General features: G+C 63.4%; 13 protein-coding genes and 1 pseudogene. 8 read left to right on the top strand and 6 right to left on the bottom strand.

Features of this window, described 5'->3' with window-relative positions; genetic code table 11:
- Positions 1-7: 7 nt before the first annotated feature.
- Positions 8-2,503 carry a hypothetical protein gene (locus G401_RS55530; protein ID WP_157545199.1) on the bottom strand — a complete coding sequence of 832 codons (2,496 nt, stop codon included), beginning with the start codon at positions 2,501-2,503 and terminating at the stop codon, positions 8-10.
- A gap of 503 nt (positions 2,504-3,006) precedes the next feature.
- On the opposite strand from G401_RS55530, the gene G401_RS0101740 reads away from it, so the two are divergent.
- From G401_RS0101740 to G401_RS54380, 5 genes are all read left to right on the top strand, one after another.
- A complete protein-coding gene (locus G401_RS0101740; RefSeq protein WP_027341146.1) occupies positions 3,007-3,510 on the top strand; it encodes a DUF4365 domain-containing protein in 504 nt (167 codons plus the stop codon).
- An 8-nt stretch (positions 3,511-3,518) separates the two neighbouring features.
- Positions 3,519-4,604 (top strand): hypothetical protein, encoded by a 1,086-nt coding sequence (locus tag G401_RS0101735; RefSeq protein WP_027341145.1) that lies wholly within the window; start codon positions 3,519-3,521, stop codon positions 4,602-4,604.
- Between the two features lie 35 nt (positions 4,605-4,639).
- Entirely contained in the window at positions 4,640-5,251 is a 612-nt protein-coding gene (locus G401_RS0101730; RefSeq protein ID WP_027341144.1) for a hypothetical protein, read from the top strand.
- A complete protein-coding gene (locus tag G401_RS0101725) occupies positions 5,248-8,403 on the top strand; it encodes an ATP-binding protein (protein WP_027341143.1) in 3,156 nt (1,051 codons plus the stop codon). The genes G401_RS0101730 and G401_RS0101725 overlap by 4 nt, the downstream gene beginning before the upstream one ends.
- A gap of 1,244 nt (positions 8,404-9,647) precedes the next feature.
- Positions 9,648-11,135 carry a NaeI family type II restriction endonuclease gene (locus G401_RS54380; protein ID WP_169734127.1) on the top strand — a complete coding sequence of 496 codons (1,488 nt, stop codon included), beginning with the start codon at positions 9,648-9,650 and terminating at the stop codon, positions 11,133-11,135.
- Positions 11,136-11,519: 384 nt separating this feature from the next.
- Here the strand turns inward: G401_RS54380 and G401_RS55525 are convergent, their stop codons facing one another.
- From G401_RS55525 to G401_RS42780, 5 genes and pseudogenes are all read right to left on the bottom strand, one after another.
- Positions 11,520-12,020, bottom strand: coding sequence for a hypothetical protein (locus G401_RS55525; RefSeq protein WP_157545196.1), 501 nt, complete (start codon positions 12,018-12,020; stop codon positions 11,520-11,522).
- Between the two features lie 245 nt (positions 12,021-12,265).
- Positions 12,266-12,724, bottom strand: a complete 459-nt coding sequence (locus G401_RS0101715) for a hypothetical protein (RefSeq protein WP_027341141.1) — start codon at positions 12,722-12,724, stop codon at positions 12,266-12,268.
- An 89-nt stretch (positions 12,725-12,813) separates the two neighbouring features.
- Positions 12,814-14,328, bottom strand: coding sequence for a chymotrypsin family serine protease (locus tag G401_RS0101710; protein WP_157545193.1), 1,515 nt, complete (start codon positions 14,326-14,328; stop codon positions 12,814-12,816).
- Positions 14,329-15,094: 766 nt separating this feature from the next.
- Complete coding sequence (locus G401_RS0101705; protein WP_027341139.1) at positions 15,095-15,403, bottom strand: helix-turn-helix domain-containing protein; 309 nt, start codon at positions 15,401-15,403, stop codon at positions 15,095-15,097.
- Positions 15,404-15,769: 366 nt separating this feature from the next.
- Positions 15,770-16,048: pseudogene (locus G401_RS42780) on the bottom strand (site-specific integrase); the annotation flags it as partial.
- Positions 16,049-16,107: 59 nt separating this feature from the next.
- Here G401_RS42780 and G401_RS58215 point away from each other — a divergent pair.
- The 3 genes from G401_RS58215 (at position 16,108) to G401_RS0101690 (ending at position 18,498) form a co-directional block, all read left to right on the top strand.
- On the top strand, positions 16,108-16,797 hold the full coding sequence (locus tag G401_RS58215) for an IS630 family transposase (RefSeq protein ID WP_064741651.1): 690 nt from the start codon (positions 16,108-16,110) through the stop codon (positions 16,795-16,797).
- Entirely contained in the window at positions 16,754-17,209 is a 456-nt protein-coding gene (locus G401_RS58210; protein WP_322787710.1) for an IS630 family transposase, read from the top strand. Before G401_RS58215 ends, G401_RS58210 begins: the two co-directional genes overlap by 44 nt.
- A 125-nt stretch (positions 17,210-17,334) precedes the next feature.
- On the top strand, positions 17,335-18,498 hold the full coding sequence (locus tag G401_RS0101690; protein ID WP_157545190.1) for a hypothetical protein: 1,164 nt from the start codon (positions 17,335-17,337) through the stop codon (positions 18,496-18,498).
- The last annotated feature ends 9 nt before the right edge of the window (positions 18,499-18,507 follow it).

Here is an 18,507-nt window from a genome sequence, read left to right as displayed (position 1 = left end):
CGCTACGCTACTTTTTCTTCCGATGTGATTTCGATCCCTTTTTCGGCTTGCGTGGCGTCAGCCTCTTAGGTGATGGAGCCAACGTATTGCGCATTCGCTCTACGGGTACCAGGTGCATGCGCTCAACTAGCTCATCGAGGTCCGCATCTTCTCCTGGGGGATCGTTTCGATATTCTACTCCAACGACCTGATGCTGTTCGTCGATGAGAAACCCGACTGCCCGATCGGCCTGGAGTTGGTGTTTCTTCGCTGCCATATACGTGGACAGGCGGTTCCGCGCCGTGGGATACGAGCGCGGTTGCGTTGCTATGATAATCAGCGAGTAGCCCCAGGCGCCCATGAACGCGTAAAACACGCTGTGGAAGTCGCCATCGCGGCGAGTCTGCTCAACGACTTTCTTGAGGTCATTTACTAGTGCCGTTTGGGTTCGGGAGGAAAGATTCAGAAGGTCGGCTCCGCTTCGCAACCAACCGGGCGAGCGGCTGTTTTGCATAGACTTGACCAACCCTAGAATCATCGGATTCTCGGCCCGCGTTGGCTTTGGTGCCGGCAAACTGCTTATACCTTCTTCGAAATACATCCACGCATCAAGTTTGTCGGTGAGAGTTCCGACTCGTGTGACGATCTGTTCCCGATAGCGAGTACGATCCCGACTCGTTGGCATTGGTGACCTTGGAAAGCGTTGAAAGAGTGCATCGGGGTCGGCTTCGAAGTATAGGCCCCCGTGTAAGAACCACATCAACACATCCAGTTCGTCGATAGCGGCGACGAGCTTCGCGACCGACGGCTCGGTACGCCTCCGTAGGTAAAGTAGGAATGAGGCCGGGTCGTCTATTACCTTCTCAACTACCGCCAGGTCATGGATTGAGACAATCCATGGCATTGACGAACCTCCGAGCAGTCCTGCCCGGACGAGGGCATCTGCTGCAATGGCAAGAGGGCCGAAGTCATCCAAACAAGCGACGACTGATCTGACCTCACGGACACCAGAGAGATCAAGCCACTTTCCATTGGCAAGCCACAATCCGTGATTATCTAATAGCAGTGATTCCAGTCGCTGGGCCTGTGTTGTTGCCTCGCCGATCGTCTTCTTAAGATCCTCGGCAACTCGTTGAACATTGCCGCTCTTGGCTTTGTCGGTGATCGCCCCAGCCTTGACTTCAAGACATATGGCCACGTCTTCGACTATGAACAGGGCATCGCCCTCGGTTTGCAGCGTATTTTCGCGGGGATTCGAGGACGAAGCGCTCAGATCGCATTCGCAGTCCTTGCTCGATGGTGCGAGGTACTTTAGGCCCACGAAAGTTGGCTCTGGCATACCTAGCAGACTCGCCAAGGTACTACCAGCCTTCTCTTCCGCGAAGGCGTCGCGCCGCCGCCCATACTGATCCCATGCCTTGCCGTTTCCCGCGGCCTTGATCCGCGACTCCAGCAACCTTCGAACATGATCGATCTGTACGCCATTCTGGAGCATGAGATAGTTGCCAGATCCGTCGCCGATAATGTCAATGCCGGCCAGGGGGTTTCGGCCATTGACAAACGCAGTAATGAGACCCTCAGAGTCTCCGCCGAGGTTCCTGCTAAAGATCTGTAGCGCGCTCAAGATCCTGTCTTGTGTGACGCCACTGATTTCGGCCAGGTCGGCAGCGGTGAATGAACTGTGAGTACCAGGACTTATGAAAAGATCTGAAAACGCTTGCCGCAATAATTCAAGGTCGTCTGGTGGTGGTTCAGCCTGGCCGTACCGCATCGACGCATCGCCGATCCGATCTATTAGGGAATTCTTGCCACCCGCGTACCAGGCTCTTATTGCGTCGGAAATTGACCTTACATCATCGTAGGTAAAGCCGACATTCGCCTTCAGAAGAGAAGCTATCTGCGGTGCATCGAGAATGCCGCGGTTTAGTTCAATTCCGATCGATTGGTAGTGTTTGCCGCGAATCATCTGCTCGGCACCACGGAGTTGGCTAGCCAGCTCGACCAGAGGGCCATAGCTGGGGTTGGCCATCAGCGAGAAACTCATGAGTGCGGCAAGCTTCAAAATATCGCGGGCAAGGGCGCATAGCGGTTCAATTATCTGGTTTGGGTATGGGGGATCTGAGGGAGTGGTTCCATTGTTGATGGGCGCCGTTCTTTGGCCGACACCGAGCGCCACTAGAGCAACTATATCGATAATTGCGGCAATGCCTTGCGACTCGCTTTCCCTATGCCCGGCTAATGTGATTGGTATCTCATGCTGCCGCACGAGTTCGAGCACATCGAATAAATCCTGGCCCTGCAATAGGCGCTTCATTTCGTCGACGTGGTGACGGATTATCGAGGGTGCTTGTTGCTCGACCTCGCTCCAGGATTTTGCAGGTACGAGCCCGTCCATATGACGTGCCATGCGCTCGAGAAGAGTTCGGACGCCATCTGGACCGTCCACGATGACTTGCCGACCTCGCCGATCGTTCGACAACGCTCCCCACTCCTGCTCGTCGTTGACCATCATGGTTTCTGTCAAGTCTGACAACGATGTGCTGTGCAGGTCGTCGTGTGACCGTCCGTTGCAATTCAGTAACCCTGTCGTCTTGGTGCGGTGCGGGACTTGGAGTCTCGTCCGTGGGCGTGAGCCCATCGAGGCCACCTCCGTAGGGCTCGGTCTCGACATGACCCGATCACACCGAAGGGGCGAACGTCGATCGTGGTCGCGGTCTGGCCGAAGGGCAGAGGTCCACAGCCACGATCCAGTGACGGTAGGCGGCGAAATATTCGGCGCTAGCCGGTGGCGGACCGGCAGCGGCAGCCCGGCGCAGCTCGCCTCGCGAACGGCTCGCCAGGGTGTCGTAACTGCAGGATGCCGTGTTCTGGGGGCGAGCGGTTCAGCAGATGGGTCGCTCCATCGCTGTCCAAATCTTCGTTCCTATCGATTGGAAACCGTAGATATCCACCTCTCTCGGTGCTGACAGGCGTCGAAGCGTCTCGTAGGCTTCGGGCTACCGTACGTCACGTCGGGGAGGAAGCCGTATGCTCGATGCGAACCAGCATCAGGGCAAGTTTGGCGAGGACTATGTTCGTGTGCTGGCCTCCGCCGCTGGTCTGATCGTCTTCAAGGAAGATCTCGACGTCGACGGGGTCGATTTGGGATTTCGTGCCACCGGCCGCCACGGGCGCGTGTACTCGCCTGCTATCGAGGCGCAAGTGAAGACCTGGAGTCAGCCTGCTGGAACGTCCGGTAACTTGGTCTATCGGGGGCTCAGCGAGAGCCAGTTCAGCCAGCTCGCAGGTCCGGATTACACCGTGCCCCGCTTCCTGTTCGTCATCTGCGTTCCGACGGATAGCAGGCAATACGCGACGTCCACGATGGATGGCATCTTGCTCCGCAACCTCGGCTATTTTGTGTCGCTGCGTGACGAGCAGCCAATCGCCAATCCCGATCGGAAACGCAAGCACCCAGTGAAGGTGCCCACCGCGAATGTGCTCACGGCGACGACATTGCGCAGGCTCACCGAGACCCAGTCGGTCTGGTAGATCGCGCGATGAAGGTTCTATTACGGGTCGGCGACATCGTCAGCTACCTGGCCGACATGGGATGGGAACGTGACCCGCATGGGTGGCAGGGCGCCAGCATATGGCGTACTGCCGACGACTACGAAGTGCTGGTACCAGGCCGGGATGGCATGGGTGACAGCGACCGCCGCTTGCGGGAGATCCTGCGCTGTCTGTCTGTTGTAGAGGACCGGCCGGCCGACGACATCGCCGGAGACATTGCTCATCCAAACGCGGACAGGCAGTTCTTTCACACCTTCCCAGCCGGGCGCGACCCTGGGTACACGCCGCTGACGTCCGGTGCAAAGGCACTGCAGGGTGTCCGCGGCGTGTTGGGCGCGGCTACGCGGACAGTGCTGCAGGGTCCCCACTTCGCGTTCGCGGGGCGGCCGCCGAGTGTGGTGACAGACATCCTGCGTGCAGCGGAACTGGGCCCGTCGCGTGCTGGCAGCTACATCTTCGAGGTACGCCTAGCTACCGACGCGATAGCAGGCGTACCCGGCGGCGAGGCGGTGGGCGGCCGCGCGGTCGTAGTTCAAATGCTGGAAGCGGTCAGTGCGGTTCAGACGGCGGTGGCAGCGCAAGATCCCTCAGCATTTGACGAGACGGTGACTGCGGGAGTCTCGGCGGACTTTTGTAGGGCGCTGAGCGAGCTGTCCGGCTCGGGACACGACGAACCCTTTCAGATCACGTTTCGCTGGGCACGGGCACGGCCACTAGACGCTACATCTCAGTCGGTTGCATTCCCGGAGACCGCAGGCTCGCTCCTGCTGGCCGCTGCCGAGCGCCTGCGTGGCCTGAATGCTTCAGGCCCGGCGACAGTAACCGGCATCGTCGAGGGTCTCCACGACGATGCCGCAAGTGAAGACCGATGGCGCATGAAGGTACGTGGCGAGTTGCGCACCGCGCATCTTCAACGATCTCGGCGGGCGGTCTGGGTGCGCCTTGGTTCTCAGGCTGACTATGAACGGGCCATCGCCGCCCACCGCGAGCGGCTCGTGATCACGGTCGCGGGCGAGTTGTCCAGCACTACCGGTCGGGTGGAGTTGGTGCCCGAGCGGGGTTTCGCACTCTGAACTGTCTCATCTCATCCGATGTCAGGAGGAATGTTGTGGCAGCCGATCTGACTGTCCGGGGGCAGGCGTCGCTCTTCGCGCTCATGGTGGTCGCCCGGCCCGTGACGAACAGGGAACTACGCGATGTCGCGGGCCTGGAAATCGATGCGAAGGTACTTCGGCAGGTTAACCGTAGTGTCGAACGAGTCGCCAAGAAGAAGCGTGGCGCAGTGAACACATATCGGCTCGCCCCGGCCGGCCGCAGCTGGTGCGAATCGGCTCTCGTTGCCGGACGGCCGGATAACTCAAAGTTCCCGGCGGGTGTGCTGTACGCAGTTCTGGAGAACATCGGCCAGCATCTCGCGCGGTCGGGCATAAAGTTCGAAGAGTTCTTCCAGCCAGACATCGAGAATTGGATACGCGCGGCGTACGCGGAACTGACCGTACGCCGTGGGCCAAACAGCTGGATCAAGCTGTCAGTGTTGCGCCCGTGGCTGGAAGGTGTTGCCCGCGAGGTGGTGGACGCCGAGCTTGACCGGATGATCGAGCAGCCCGACGTGCACCTGATGGCAGAGCTTAACCAGAAGTCACTCACGGCGCACGATCGCGAGGCCGCAGTAGACATCGGTGGTGAGCCTCGGCACCTGTTGAGGATCGGGAAGGCATGAACCGGCAACTCGAGGCGCTCGGCGCGCTGCACGTGAGCACGGCGCCTACGCCGGACGAGGTCTGGGCATCGCTGTCGTCTTACCACGTCGACGCGCTCTACCCAGAAGTGTCCGCCCGGCTGGCCCGGTCAATGAACGCACTCGATGGTGACCATGCGCCCACTGCTGCCGTCGCGCTTGGCGAACGAGGGTCGGGCAAGACGCACCTGCTCGGCTGGACGCGCCAGGAAATCCAGGCGCGTGGTGGATTCTTCTTCTATATCAAGCTTGTGACCGGTTGTGATTTCTGGGAAAGCGCGACCGGCAGCCTCGTAGACGGCCTGTATCGCAAAGACGACGGCGGCCAGGAACAGCTGGTGTACCTGCTGGCCGAGCTTTCTCGGCTGTCGGAGCTGGACGAGGCGACCCGCGCCGCCATTACGGGCGAGCGTGCGTTAACTCGTACGCACCTCGACGCGTTCGTGCACGGCATTCGCGGACTGGATCGGCAGGTGGGCAATGAGGCCGCGGATACGGCCCGTGCACTCGCGCTGATCGCGTCGTCCGGAGAAGCAGTTGAGATCGGCAAGGCATATCTGGCGTTGAACGACGAGGACCTGGGTCAGCGGGCGGCGTGGGGGTTATCGTCCCGACAGCGACCGGCGCAACTGGTGCTCCGCGACCTCACCCGCATCTTCGCCCTGGTCGGGCCGCTGGTGTTCGCCTTCGATCAGCTCGACAACCTGGTCTCGGCGTCTGAGGCGTCACTGGCCTCAGCGGCGTCCGGCGAGAGCCGTGCTGTTATCCGGCTGAGCAACGATATCGCTGCGGGCTTGATGGACATGCGGGAGGAGGCTCGGCGTACCCTCATGGTGATCGCATGCCAGCCTGACACCTGGCGAAAGATCAGTCACGCGGCGATACTTTCAGCCCTCGATCGTTTCACCGTCCTGCCGACCCTGGGGGAAATCCGCGACGAGGCAACCGCGGCGGCGATCATCGGCAACCGTTTCCGTGCCGGCTACGCGTCGGTGGAGTTCACGCCGCCCTATCAGACGTGGCCGATACGGCCGGAGGCACTCGCCGGAGTGCCTCACCGGTATACGCCGCGGCGGCTGCTCATCCGGGTCGCCGAGCACATCGCAAATTGTCTGGAGAGCGGCGCTGTCACCGAGCTGCTGTCGCTGGCTCCGGGAAGCCGGGCCAACATCTCCCCGCGAACCGTCCCCGCCACCGAGCTCGCCGTGCTGACCGAGGAATTTAGCAAGCTCCGCGCCGCAGCCGATGACATAGGGCCTCTCGACAAGGCGAACGAGGATGGGACGATTCCCGCGCTCCTCGGCGCCGGGCTGCGCTGCTTGATCAAGGAGCTCGGCGGAGATGAGTCCCGCTTCGTAGTGGAAACCGAATTCGGCGGCAAGGCAGCGCTGCACGCACGGCTCCGGTACATCCTTGACGATGCCACCGAAAACGAGCTGCACTGGTCCTTCCGTGCGATCGCCACAGACAATGCCCGCGCGGCGCAGACCAGAATGCACAACGCGGTCGTGGAAGCCGGATTGGAGACAGGGCTTCCTAGCCGCAGCCTGTTTCTGCTGCGGAACACCACGTATCCGGGTGGCACCAAGACCGATGAGATCAAAGCCGACTTCCTCGCTCGTGGTGGCCTCGCGCTACCGATCGGAGCGGCTGATCTGCGCACGTTCGCCGCTCTGCACACCATGCTCGACAGTCACCGCTCCGGCCTGGACGTCTGGTTGCGGCAGCAGCACCCCGCGGCGCGTACGGAGGTGTTCGCCGCGATAGTGAGCGATCTGCAGCCGTATCTCGGCGCGCCAACGGAAAATGACGACATCGCGGTGGGCACCGCGGATGCAGATGCCGAGGGCCTGATGGAGGGTGATCTGGATGAGCGCGGCGCGGTGGGGGCTCCCGAAATCTACCCGGGTGGTTCGCACGTCATCCTGGGCGCCACTACTCGGGGCGGCCGACCGTTCACCGTTGCCATTGAGCAATTCCGTAAGCACGCTGTAGTGATCGGCGCGGCCGGATCCGGGAAAACGGTGCTCGTCAAGCGCATCGTCGAGCAGTGTGCGATGAGAGGCATATCTGCCATCGTGCTGGACCCCAATGACGATCTTGGCCGACTCGGCGACCCTTGGCCGGACGCGCCAAGGGGGTGGACCGATACTCACCAAGGCGAGGCGCAGCGTTACTTCGCTGAGACCGAGGTGGTGGTCTGGACACCCGGGTTGAACCGCGGGCGTCCACTGAGCTTTCACCCGCTCCCCGATTTCGGCCCGGTGCTCGGGGACGAGGATGACTTCAAGCGGCTGCTGGGCGCCACCATTGCCGCGCTGGCGCCGCAAGCCGGCATAGGTAAGACCGGCGGTCGGGCTACCCAGCAGCTGGGCGTGCTGAGCCGGGCCTTGGAGCGATACGCCCGCGAAGGCGGCAGGAACCTAGCCGGGCTGATCGAGATGCTCGGTGACGCCCCAGCCGACATCGTGAACACTCGGACCCGCAAATTGGCCGAGCAGATGGCAGACACTCTGGAGGCGGCGCTTGACACGGACCCACTGTTCGGAGAGTCGGGCACGCCCGTCGATCCTGGCGTACTGCTGACACCATCCGCAGGAAAGTCCGCGCGCATCTCGGTCATCAGCTTTGTCGGCCTGTCGCGAGAGGGATCGGCGCGGTTCGTCAGCCGCTTGCAGGGTGCCTTGTTCTCCTGGTTCCGCGCCAACCCCACCAACGACCGCCCCCTTGGCGGGCTGCTCGTGATGGACGAGGCACAGAACTTCGTACCCTCCGGCGCCTCCACCCCCAGCACCGACAGCACCGTCGAGATCATCCGGCAGATTCGCAAATACGGCCTGGGTGTGGTCCTCGCCTCCCAGGCGCCCAAGGGAATCAACAATCAGGCGCTTGGCAACACCGCGAACCAGTTCATAGGCCGCCTGACAGCGCAGACTCAGCTCGAAGCGGCCCAGATGATGGCGCAGTCTCGCAATGCCGACCTGAAGGATCTGGGCAGCCTTCCGATGGGCACCTTCTACTCGGCCGGCGAGGGAACGAGCTTCAGCAAGATCCAGGTGCCGATCTGCCTAAGTCATCACACCGGGCCGTTGCGCGAGGACGAGGTGGTGGAGCGGGCGCATCGCAACGGCTGAGTGTGATCATCGGTTGGCCAGATGACGTACAGCCGAGCGGACGCGCACCGCCAGGCACTCCGGACAAGTCGTGTCGCGGGGTGACGCTTGAGGGTGCGCCCGAGGTGCGCCCGGACGATCCGACAGCCGCCGTCACGCATTGGAACTGATCGTGACGTAGGCGGGTGCCTACCTGTATAGATAGGCACCCGCCTACACTTCGCAGCATTCGCCGTCAGGGTAATAACTAAGTTCATAATCCCCCGGTCGCGGTTCGAGTACCCGTCCGCCCTGTAACGGTTTCACGGTGCGAACGCGAGATGGGGCTCGTCAGGCGCTGGCTTGTCGACTTCGCCTCGTCCTGGAGACCCTGACGGGCAGCGCTTCACGGGGAACATGTATTGACGTTTTCGCATGCTGGACCCGGGGACCCGGAAGCGCTTCACAGTGCGAACTCGATCAAAACTCGTCAGGAGTTCCGCCTTCGGCGCCTCCGGGTTCTGGACGTCTTGACGGGCAACAGTTTTCCGGCTAGATGTATCGACGTCTTCCCATGCAGTGGTCCGCGGCAAGACTGCGTAGGGGCTGCCCAGCCCGAGAGTAAACCAAATTCGAGGCAGGCTCCTAGCTGAAGCTGCCGGTATGGCAGCCCCCTTCCGAACGTCAAGGGTGAGTTCTTGCGTCCGGGCGGCTGCATGGCTTCGGACCAGCCGAACATCCAGCCATCAGGTCCACCGGACTCCCATCCCTGGTGTCTTTGCCACGGCCGGCGACATCGGCGATCTCGCGAGGCGAGATCATGGTGTGGGGCCGTCGGTCAGGCCGCCGAGCAGCGACACGGTGGCCATCGGCCCGCTGACCAAGGCGGCCCTTGCCGGACGAGCCCGGGCGTCGCTGGCGCTGTCTCCACGCCCCGAAAATCGAGTTGGAGGCGACCGCCGCGGCGCCGAGCACCTCGGCACCTTGGCCGGTGAGGGCCAGCGCGCCTACGGTGCCAAGGATGGCGACCAGCGCGGCCAGATCGTACATCTGATTGTTCTGCATCCGTGTCCCTGCCCTCGGTCCGTTGTCTTGCTGCCGTGACAGGTAAGAGCCTTCAGGGATGGGCCTAAGGTTGCAAGTATTGTTCGAGACAACTAAAGTTTTAGCGAGACAAACATTCGAGACAAAGGAGCCAGATGCCAGGGGTTCCGGGGCGGCGCCGACAGGGACCTGCGGGCGAGACCGAGGAGATCAACCGGCTCGCCGAGTTCCTACAAAGGTGCTTGACCGACGCGGGTCTCTCGGTGCGGGCGCTGCGCGAGCGCCTCACCCCGGAGAACTTCACTCACAAACGCGGCGTGCCTAGTCACGCAGTACTGCAACGCCGACTCAACGGGGAGAACCTCGTGTCGGAGACCGATTTGATCAAGGCGATCGTCACTATCACCACGCCCGCCGCCCGCCGCGAACGGGCACTCATTCATGCCGAGAACCTCCAGCGCGAGGCGAGCAGCACCGCCACACCCGCTGACCGGCGCCAGGATGAGGCTGCCCGCCTTCGCCGGGATCTCAGCCGGCTGAAGGACCAGCTGGAGAACACCAAGGACGATCTTCTGGCCGAGACCCAACTGCGTGCGGAGGTCCAGCGGCAGTTGATCGAGCAGAGCCGGCAGGACACGCGGGAGGTGGACCTAGCTGAGCTGACCCGACTGCGCGAGGCGGTGCGCCGGGCGGAGCAGGAGCGCGATGAGGCCATGCAGGAGCTAACCGCAGCCCGCCGCCGGTGGGAGCCTGCTGAGCACAGCCGGCGGGCCGAGCGGCTGGCGTACGGGTCGGATCCGGCCGCGGTGGCGTTGGCCGAACCCCAAAGGCCTGTCCAGCCGGGCGAACCGGACGCGGACCTCGAAGCGTTGGCCAGGGCATTGCTCCGGCTGGACCCCGACGGAACGAGGTTCGCCGCAGTCCTACGGCGGTCGCTGGACCAGATGTACGACGGCCAGCACACTGGCCGGTTCTCCTGGGAGCAGATGACCAGAATCGAGAAGAGCTCGCTGAGTGCCCGCATCGAGCTGGAACTCATGAGAGAGTTCTCCCTCGTCAGTGGCGGCAGATCGGATCTGGAACTGGCTGGTATCGCCTTCGATGTCAAGTTCTCCCGGCGGTCCGACTGGCTATTCTCTCGGCGTGACTCGGGTCTCTGCCTCCTCGTGACCGGCGATGACGGCGAGTCACGAGTTTCGGTGGCACTCGTCCGGGTGACCGCCGACATTCTGCGGGCCGGTGGCAACCGGGATGGGAAGGCAGCCTTGTCGGCCGACGGTCGCGCCGCGCTGCAGTGGCTGCACCGAGATGTTTCGCTGCCGGAGAACACCCTGCTTCACCTGCCCACTCGCGACCGTGAGGCGATACTCGGCACCACGCCGGGTCAGCGCAGGCTCAACGAATTCTTTCGCCGGGTGCCGGGCCGACCCATCAGCAGAACAGTCGTGGCAACCCTGGTGACGCAGACGGACAGCGCCAAACGCGTGCGGGATGCGCGCCGCGCACTCAAGGAAGAGGGCTATCTCGTACTCGGCTCGGCGTACGCCAATCATCGCGGGATCGCCACCGATCTTGGTCTTTCTCTGGAAGAGCCGGGATCATATATGAGTGTCCGCGTCGTACCCGCCGAGGACAGTGCTTCCGAGCCGGTCGCGGTGATCGATGGGCGCCGGTGGCGGCTGGCGCTTGCCAACGACCCACCAGCCGAGGCTCCCGACATCCCTTCGTGATTGTCACCGGAATAGGACGGATCCGGGAATCCGCCCGGGAGGCGCCGTCCTAGCTGCTCGCGCATTGGCGTGCCCGCTTGCCGCCTCCTGGAGACCTTGACAGACAACGCTTCGCGAGGACCGTGTATCAACGTCTTTCGCATGCTGAGCCTGGGCTTCCGTAACGGTTTCACAGTGCGAACGAGGGACGGGGCTCGTCAGGCGCTGACTTGTCGGCTCTGCCTCGTCCCGGAGACCTTGACGGGCAACGCTGCGCGGGGAACGTGTATCGACGTTTTCGTATGCTGTGGCCCGCGGCCCGGAAGCGTTTCACGGTGCGAACTCGATCGAAGTCTCACCGAGGCGGCTACCTAACCATGTAGCCCCTAGCAAACCCGGCGCGTTTCACATTTGGACTGAGCCAGGCCAGAGGCTCGACGTCGTCGGCTGTCGTTGCAGTTTGCGCGGCTCGCCGTTGTCGATGCGCCCCCATTTCTGTCCTCGAGCGTCGACGAAGGTGATCCACGTGACTGCGTGCGGATCTTCGATCGGCTGACGGTCTGGCCAGTAGTATGCGTCGCGTTCTCCGCTCGGTTCGAGGACATATAGCTGTTGGCTACAGGTCAGATTGCCAAGCACGCGGATGGTGTGACGGCCGATTGGGTCGGCGATCAGCGGTCCCGCGTCAACGTGATGGACCGGTGCTTCACTGTGGTTATGAATGATCAAGTGAGCGGCCGGGGCATTCGTCTCGTCGCGACCGGTCCAGCGATCGGAGCGAACGGTGACAAGCCTGGCCTGGTTGGCTTCGGCGCGCTCGTCGTCTTGCCGCCGGCGGCGAATTTCCAGCGGAGTCCGAGACCGACGACGAGGACGCTGGCGATCGTACCGATGGCTGAGAACCACTCGGCGCGGTCAGCGTCTTGTTGCGGTCCCGCGGCGCCAGCAACCCGGCCAGGTAATCACGAAACCCGCGCCGCTGCACCAGCGAGGCGAACAACTCATCAAATAGACGGCGTACGCATCCAGCGGCGCCGCCGTCGGCGGACATAGCAGACGAGCAGTCACCAAGAACCTCCTGTTGCCAGCCCCGGTGAACTACTCCTAACATCATGAAAACCCCATAAGCCGCTTATGTCACCAAAGTACCACTAATCGTGCGTCCTGCGCAGATGGAGTAGGACGAGACCGCCGCTGACGGCCATTGTGAGCAGGAAGAGGGGGCCGAGTATGACGTGCCAGCGTGGGATTACGACGGCACCACCGCTGTTGAGGCGGGCGAAGTAGTCACCGGCATAGTCTCCCGACAGCTTGCCGTCTTCGGTGGTGGTCTTGGCTAGGGGGTCCACGTCGACGCCCAGGATCGCCCCGGAGGCGACTGTGCTGACGTTGCCGCCGCCAAGGTCAGTGCTGTGGTGCCAATCGCCGATGCATTGAGCGTAGGGGGTCTCGTTCCAACCGTACTGGAGGTGGCACGAGTTCACGGTTGCGGTGACGGTGTTGCCTCGCACGAAGTCCCACAGCCAGGTGCCAAAGTGGCCGGCGCCGAGCGCGGAGATCAGCGCTGTGAGCCAAACGGCAGTGATCCGCCGAGCTGCCAGTGTGCGCATTCAGGTCCTCCAGGGACTGTTGGTGTGGGCTTGCGTGCTGTGGGCCGTGGATGTGCTGGGAGCAGGGCTCCCAGCACATCCACGAGGTGTCATCCAGCCGAGGAGGTGATGACGCGGTAGGTGGCTCCGGCCACGTTGTTCGAGTATTCGTAAACACCCCAGTACGTGCCAGCGCCGCTACTGATCGGGATGTAGTTGTTGATCTCTCCGGAGTAACAGGCGCCTGTTCGCGTCGTTTGGTAGCTGCCCTCCAGGATGCCGTACGCGGTCTGGTCTACCTGGCTGAACAACGGGCCGCCACTGTCACCCGGTCGGGCGCAGATGTCGGTCCAGATAGTCGATCCGTCCAGCGGGTCGATGACCCTGCCGCATCGAGTACCGACCAGGTATCCGGCGTTGTCGCTGTCGTAGTGACCGGTGAAGTAGGAGTCAGCGTAGTTCGTGGTGCTGGTGGCTGTTCCGCTCGCGCAGGCCACCCAGCCCGGGGTGATCTGATCGAGAGAGTGGTAGCCGGTGATGTACTGGTTCGCCGTGGTGGCCTGGGTGCCGCACGGCGTGTCGGAGTCGCTGTCTTGGCCGCCGTTGCGGCAATACTTCATGACGCGGTTCTTGCCCGTGAAGTTGTCCAGCCACGTCTGCGAGTAGCTGGCGTCGATGTACGGCAGCATCACGAAGTCGACCGGGAACGAGTTGACCTCCAGCGCGGGGTTCGGCGCGTGTTGTTTCAGGATGTTGTAGCCGTTGTGGTGGATGTAGGTGTTGTTGGTCTTGCCGACAGTGCAGTGCCCCGCGGTCAGCACCCACGCCCAGTTGTTGTATGTGGTGCCGCCGGTGGAACGGACGTTGAAGCCGCTCGTACATCCGCCCCAGGTGCCGTTGTCTCGCTTGATGTTCAGCCGCAGGCCGCCGCGCATCGGCCCGTACGCCGTCGAGCAGTAGAGCGGGTGGCAATAGCCCCAGTCCACGTACGGCGTGAAGTACTGCTGCGGCTGCTTCAGTTGCCGCTCCTCCACCAACCCAGGCGCTTCCGACGCAGCGGCTGCCCGACCTGCAGCGAGTTCGGCTGTGACAGCCTTGGCCCGCGCTGCGGCCGTGGCGGGCAGCTTGGCCGGGACGCCGGTGGTTTGTGCCAAGGTTCCCTGCGCCTTGGCGTCGGCGATCCAGTCGCGGCGTTGCAGCAGGACGCGGTTCTCCATCATCGATATAGCCGGAATGAAGATCGAAGTCGCCACGCTGGAGGCGTCGACGCCGCTCTTGGCGTTGAGACGGGACATGACTGCCCGCAACTCCTGTAGGGAGTGCCTGACCAGCTGGACGTCAACGTGCGCGTTGTCGGCCATACCTCGGACATACGGATCGACGGAAGGACGGTTCGTAGAAAAGACCACGAGGCGACCGCCGTTGTCTTGGTCAATCCACATGCCGCCGTACGCGTCAGATGCGTCGCTGCCGAGCTTCTCCGCCAGGGATTGGGCGTCGGCCTGAAGCTCCAGACGACGCAGCGCTTCCGCATCTGAGATCCCATACGACTTTTTCAGGTACTCCATTGACTCGCGAACCGAGTCGGGGGCTAGCGCGGTGTGCGGGATGGCCACTGCCGCCACTGCAGGTGCCTGCGGTGTCAACCAGGTCGTCGCCGCCGTGGCTGCGAGCAGGATCGACGCTGCTCGCAGCCCTCTGCGGCTGTGTAGCATGAACCGAGTCCTCAAATGATCCTCCTAGGCAGGTTGGTGAGAGGACGCAGCGGCTGCGGTGTTCCAGCACCGCAGCCGTACCCCGTCACCGATCATGGTTCGGATGCCGGGAGCGTAGGACACACATGCGACACTTCGGGGCCCATCAGACGGCCCAGCGACCAGAATGGAGAAGATTCGTCACGCACCGTGACGCCAACGCGTCGTTTCCGTGACTACGCTTCCAACTCGTCCAGATTGCCCGTCCTCGAAAACTACGCAGAGATAGATAACAGTTTGACCAACGCGTTCCCTTCGCAGAAAACGCGGTCCCGACCTGAGCACCGTGGAACCCGCCCGCACGACAACGGCTTCGCACAAGATCACCCGCAACCTATAGCTGCAATCCGCAAGGTTTCTCTTTAAAGGGCAATACAAATAGGACAAAAGGAACGAATCGCTCTCGCGAAATAGTGTCACAGTTGGGTATTGGGCTTGCCCACTCCGGCGGTGCCCGCGATGGCCGAGACGACGCCCGTGCGCCGGGCTGGGCGCGCTGAGTCTCGTCCAGCCATGCGAGTGCCTCGTTCCGGCCGCAGAAAGCGCTGGTGTCCGGTGGCAGCAGTCGCCGGACCTCGCTCCCAGCGGCCTGCTGGGCCGATGGCCGGGCACGTTCGTGGCCGCCGCTGGCCCGGTCTCACGCGTCGGCCCAGCGCCGGGCGTCGGCGGGAGCCACTCCCAGCGCGAGCACCAAGGCGTCGAGTGCGTCGGACGGCAGCAACGTGGTCCCGCGCAGATAGTGGCTCAGACTGCTCAGCGGTACGCCGGCCGACACGGCCAGGTCCCGCAGTGGTACGCGGGCCTGGCCGGTCCCGCGGGCGGCGGTGTGCCGCAGACGGTCCAGGGCCGCCAGGCGTTCGCCGATGGTCTGAACCTCGTCGATCGCCCCGATCTCGCCAAATGGATCGTCGTTTGGCGTTTGGCCACCGTCCGACTTTCCCACCATGTTCCATAGCGTTCCACTTCGACCTTTGTGGAGTGTCCCGGCGGGCATCCTTGCTTCACCGGCCGGACCGACGGGGGCGGTCGGCGCGGGCTTTCGGCGGAAGGAAACTGACCGGTGTGGCAGGCTTCGATGCCGATCGGGCGTACCTCTGGCAGCTGCTCTGGGAATGGCGGCACCCAGGGATAGGATGGTTTCGTCGACGTCCCTCGCGTCCCGATAGCGAGCGCTCATCGATGATCATTATGAAGACGAAACCCGGCCATTCGTACCGGCAGCGGGTGCCCGGTTACCGGGATGATTGTTTTTGCATTCTGACGCTGCGGCCCCACTCCTGCGTACACGCCTTGAGCTGGCGTTACCTCCGATTTAGGCGATCTTCGTAATCGTCTGATCTCGATCTGTTGGCTCATGTGGGCCCGAGGTGAGCCCCGATCCCCGAGCCTTGCGTGGCACGAGCCGCACGGCGGCCTCCGCTGCCTCGCGTGCAACCTCCGGCAGGACGCTGGAGTAGGGGTCGAAGGTCAGAACGATCGTCGAGTGTCCGAGCATCTCCTGAACGACCTTCATCTCCGTGCCTGCGGCAAGTGCGATGGTCGCGGCGCCCTGCCTCAGGTCATGTAGGCGAATGGGTGGCAGGCCGCTGCGCCGTACTAGCGCATTGTGACCCTGGTTCCGTTATCTTCTGATGCTCGTTAGTCTCAGCTGTGCGGGTTGAGCTTGAGGAGGATCAGGTCGCGGAGTTGCGGGCGTTGATCAACAGTCGGGATGTGCCGGCGACGATCGCGACGCGGGCTCGGATTGTGTTGTGGCGGGCCGAAGGCCGCCGCCGCAACGAGACAGCCGTGCTGGCCGGGGTGTCGCTACCGACGGTCGACCGGTGGCTGGCCCGCTACGCCGACGCGGGGCTGGCGGGGCTATCCGATGAGTCGCATGCCGCGCCGCGAGCTCAGGTGCCGGCCGGTACGGCGGAGCGGATCGTGGCGCTGACCCGGGTTACCCCGCCGACCAGCACGGGCTTGACGCACTGGTCGACGCGGACCCTGGCCGGCTATCTGCGCCGGGTCGAGGGCATCAGCGTGTCCTGGCACTACGTGGCCAAAGTGTGGCAGGACAACGATTTGCGTCCGCATCGGTCGGGCACGTTCAAGCTGTCGCGTGACCCGGCGTTCGCCGACATGGTCGCCGACGTCGTCGGCCTGTATCTGGACCCGCCCGGCGGCGCGGTCGTCTTGTGCATCGACGAGAAGACCCAGATCCAAGCATTGGACCGCACACAGCCACTGCTGCCGCTGGATTTCGGGGTGACCGAGAAACGGTACTCACGACTACCGCCGGCACGGCACCACCAACCTGTTCGCCGCCCTGGACACCGCGACCGGTCAGGTGATCGGTGACTGCTACCCACGACGGACGGGCGCGGACTTCCTGACGTTCGTACGCAGGGCCGTCAAACCCCACGCGGGCAAACAGATCCACGTCGTGCTGGACAACCTGTCCACCCACGACACTCCTGCGGTGAAGGCGTGGCTGGCCAAGCATCCGAACGTGACGTTCCACTTCACCCCGGTCGGCTCGTCGTGGCTCAACCAGATCGAGACCTGGTTTTCGATCATCACTCGCCAGGCCATCCGCCGCGGAACGTTCAGCTCCGTCAACGCCCTGGTCTTCGCCGTCCACGACTACATCACCCACTGGAACACCGACGCGGCACCGTTCGCGTGGACCGCGACCGCCGACGAGATCCTCGCCAAAGTCGCCTGGGTCCAGACCAGCGTCAAGAAACTCGTCGACAACAACGCGAAGTAACGAAACCAGAGTCAGAGAACCATTCAACAGGCAAGCGTCGATGAACTGGCTAGTCTCGGCGGTGATCCACTTGTGGCGTAACGTGAACGGACGCAACGGCCATGGGCGGGTCATTCTTCTGACCTGTGACCACACAGAAGATTCTTGCGGGGAAGGGCATTGTGGGCGAGCGTGTGGAAAAGTGGTCGATCCGATTCAGCATCGCGGATGAGGTCTCGGCGCAGGCGTTGGCGCTCGAATTGTCGCAATTTGGGTTCACCCGGGTTGACGGATATCCGAATGGGAAGGGATCGTGGGCGGTATCAGCCCGCTCCTATGGCCCGTTCCGGGGTGTGGAAGCGCAGGGCGTACTGGAGCGGGCGGCGGTCACGATCGCGCGACCGTTCGGAGGCATCCCCGAGATGATCGGCTCCGGGGCCAATCCGCCGCATGCCCGCCCCAAGCCCTTGCCGATCATGCTGGACCGGCCCGGGGTCCAACCCCCGGTGCCCGCGCTGATCCCCGTTGTGACGCCGCCGAAGGCGCACCTGTCGATGACGCCAGACCTGGTTGAGCGCCGACAACCTGACCTGTCCGGGCTCGACGTCATCGACTGGGCCAGCATCGCGGCGGTGGGCGAGACGGGTGCGAGGATCCCCGACCGGCTGCGGCGGCTGGCCGCAATCGACGCGAGCGGCGACTCCGACGGCTGGTCCGACGCCCTCGAAGCCGTGACCGAGCTGCTGACGAACTCCGGTGACCTGTGGGACGCGGCCGCGGTCACCGTACCGTTCCTGGCTGAACTGGCACGCTGCACCGGCGTCGCGGCCCACCGTCGCGATCTGACCGCCTGGCTGTTCGCGTTGGCCGGCGGGGTCGCCACCGAATTGATCCTGGACGCAGACCGCGCAGCGATCCAGCGCCGGGCGCCGGCGGCCAGCGCTGAGGTACTGCGGACTTATGAGGCCGTCGGTGCCGAGGTTGGCAGCCTACTGGCCACCTGGGCAGCCCAGCCACCGGCGGTGCAGTTGCAGCTGGCCCGGCTGGCCGGACTCTTCCCCGAACACGGCCGCGGTCTGCGCGGCGAAATCGCCGCCTTTGCCGACGGGATCACCGGCACCCGCCAACACGTGATCCTGCACCTGGTCCTGGCGCTTCTTGACGAACGCTACGAGGACGCCGTCGTCCTGGCCGCGCCGACCGGTAGATGGCGGATGGGCCACCTCGACAACGCTTGGCTGGATGCACCCGGCATCACCAACCGCGCCAGCGCCGAACACGCGCTCGACCGCAGCACCCTGCATGACTAGGACCTGTTC

The organism is Hamadaea tsunoensis DSM 44101, assembly GCF_000428945.1.
Taxonomy (GTDB): Bacteria; Actinomycetota; Actinomycetes; order Mycobacteriales; family Micromonosporaceae; genus Hamadaea; species Hamadaea tsunoensis.
The sequence above is the reverse complement of the archived record's forward strand: the minus strand, read 5'-3'. Positions and strand labels throughout refer to the sequence as shown.

Coding starts and splice junctions, on each gene's coding strand:
- G401_RS0101740 (WP_027341146.1), top strand. CDS start 3,007: ATGCTCGATGCGAACCAGCATCAGGGCAAGTTTGGCGAGGACTATGTT.
- G401_RS0101735 (WP_027341145.1), top strand. CDS start 3,519: ATGAAGGTTCTATTACGGGTCGGCGACATCGTCAGCTACCTGGCCGAC.
- G401_RS0101725 (WP_027341143.1), top strand. CDS start 5,248: ATGAACCGGCAACTCGAGGCGCTCGGCGCGCTGCACGTGAGCACGGCG.
- G401_RS0101715 (WP_027341141.1), bottom strand. CDS start 12,724: ATGCGCACACTGGCAGCTCGGCGGATCACTGCCGTTTGGCTCACAGCG.
- G401_RS0101705 (WP_027341139.1), bottom strand. CDS start 15,403: ATGGTGGGAAAGTCGGACGGTGGCCAAACGCCAAACGACGATCCATTT.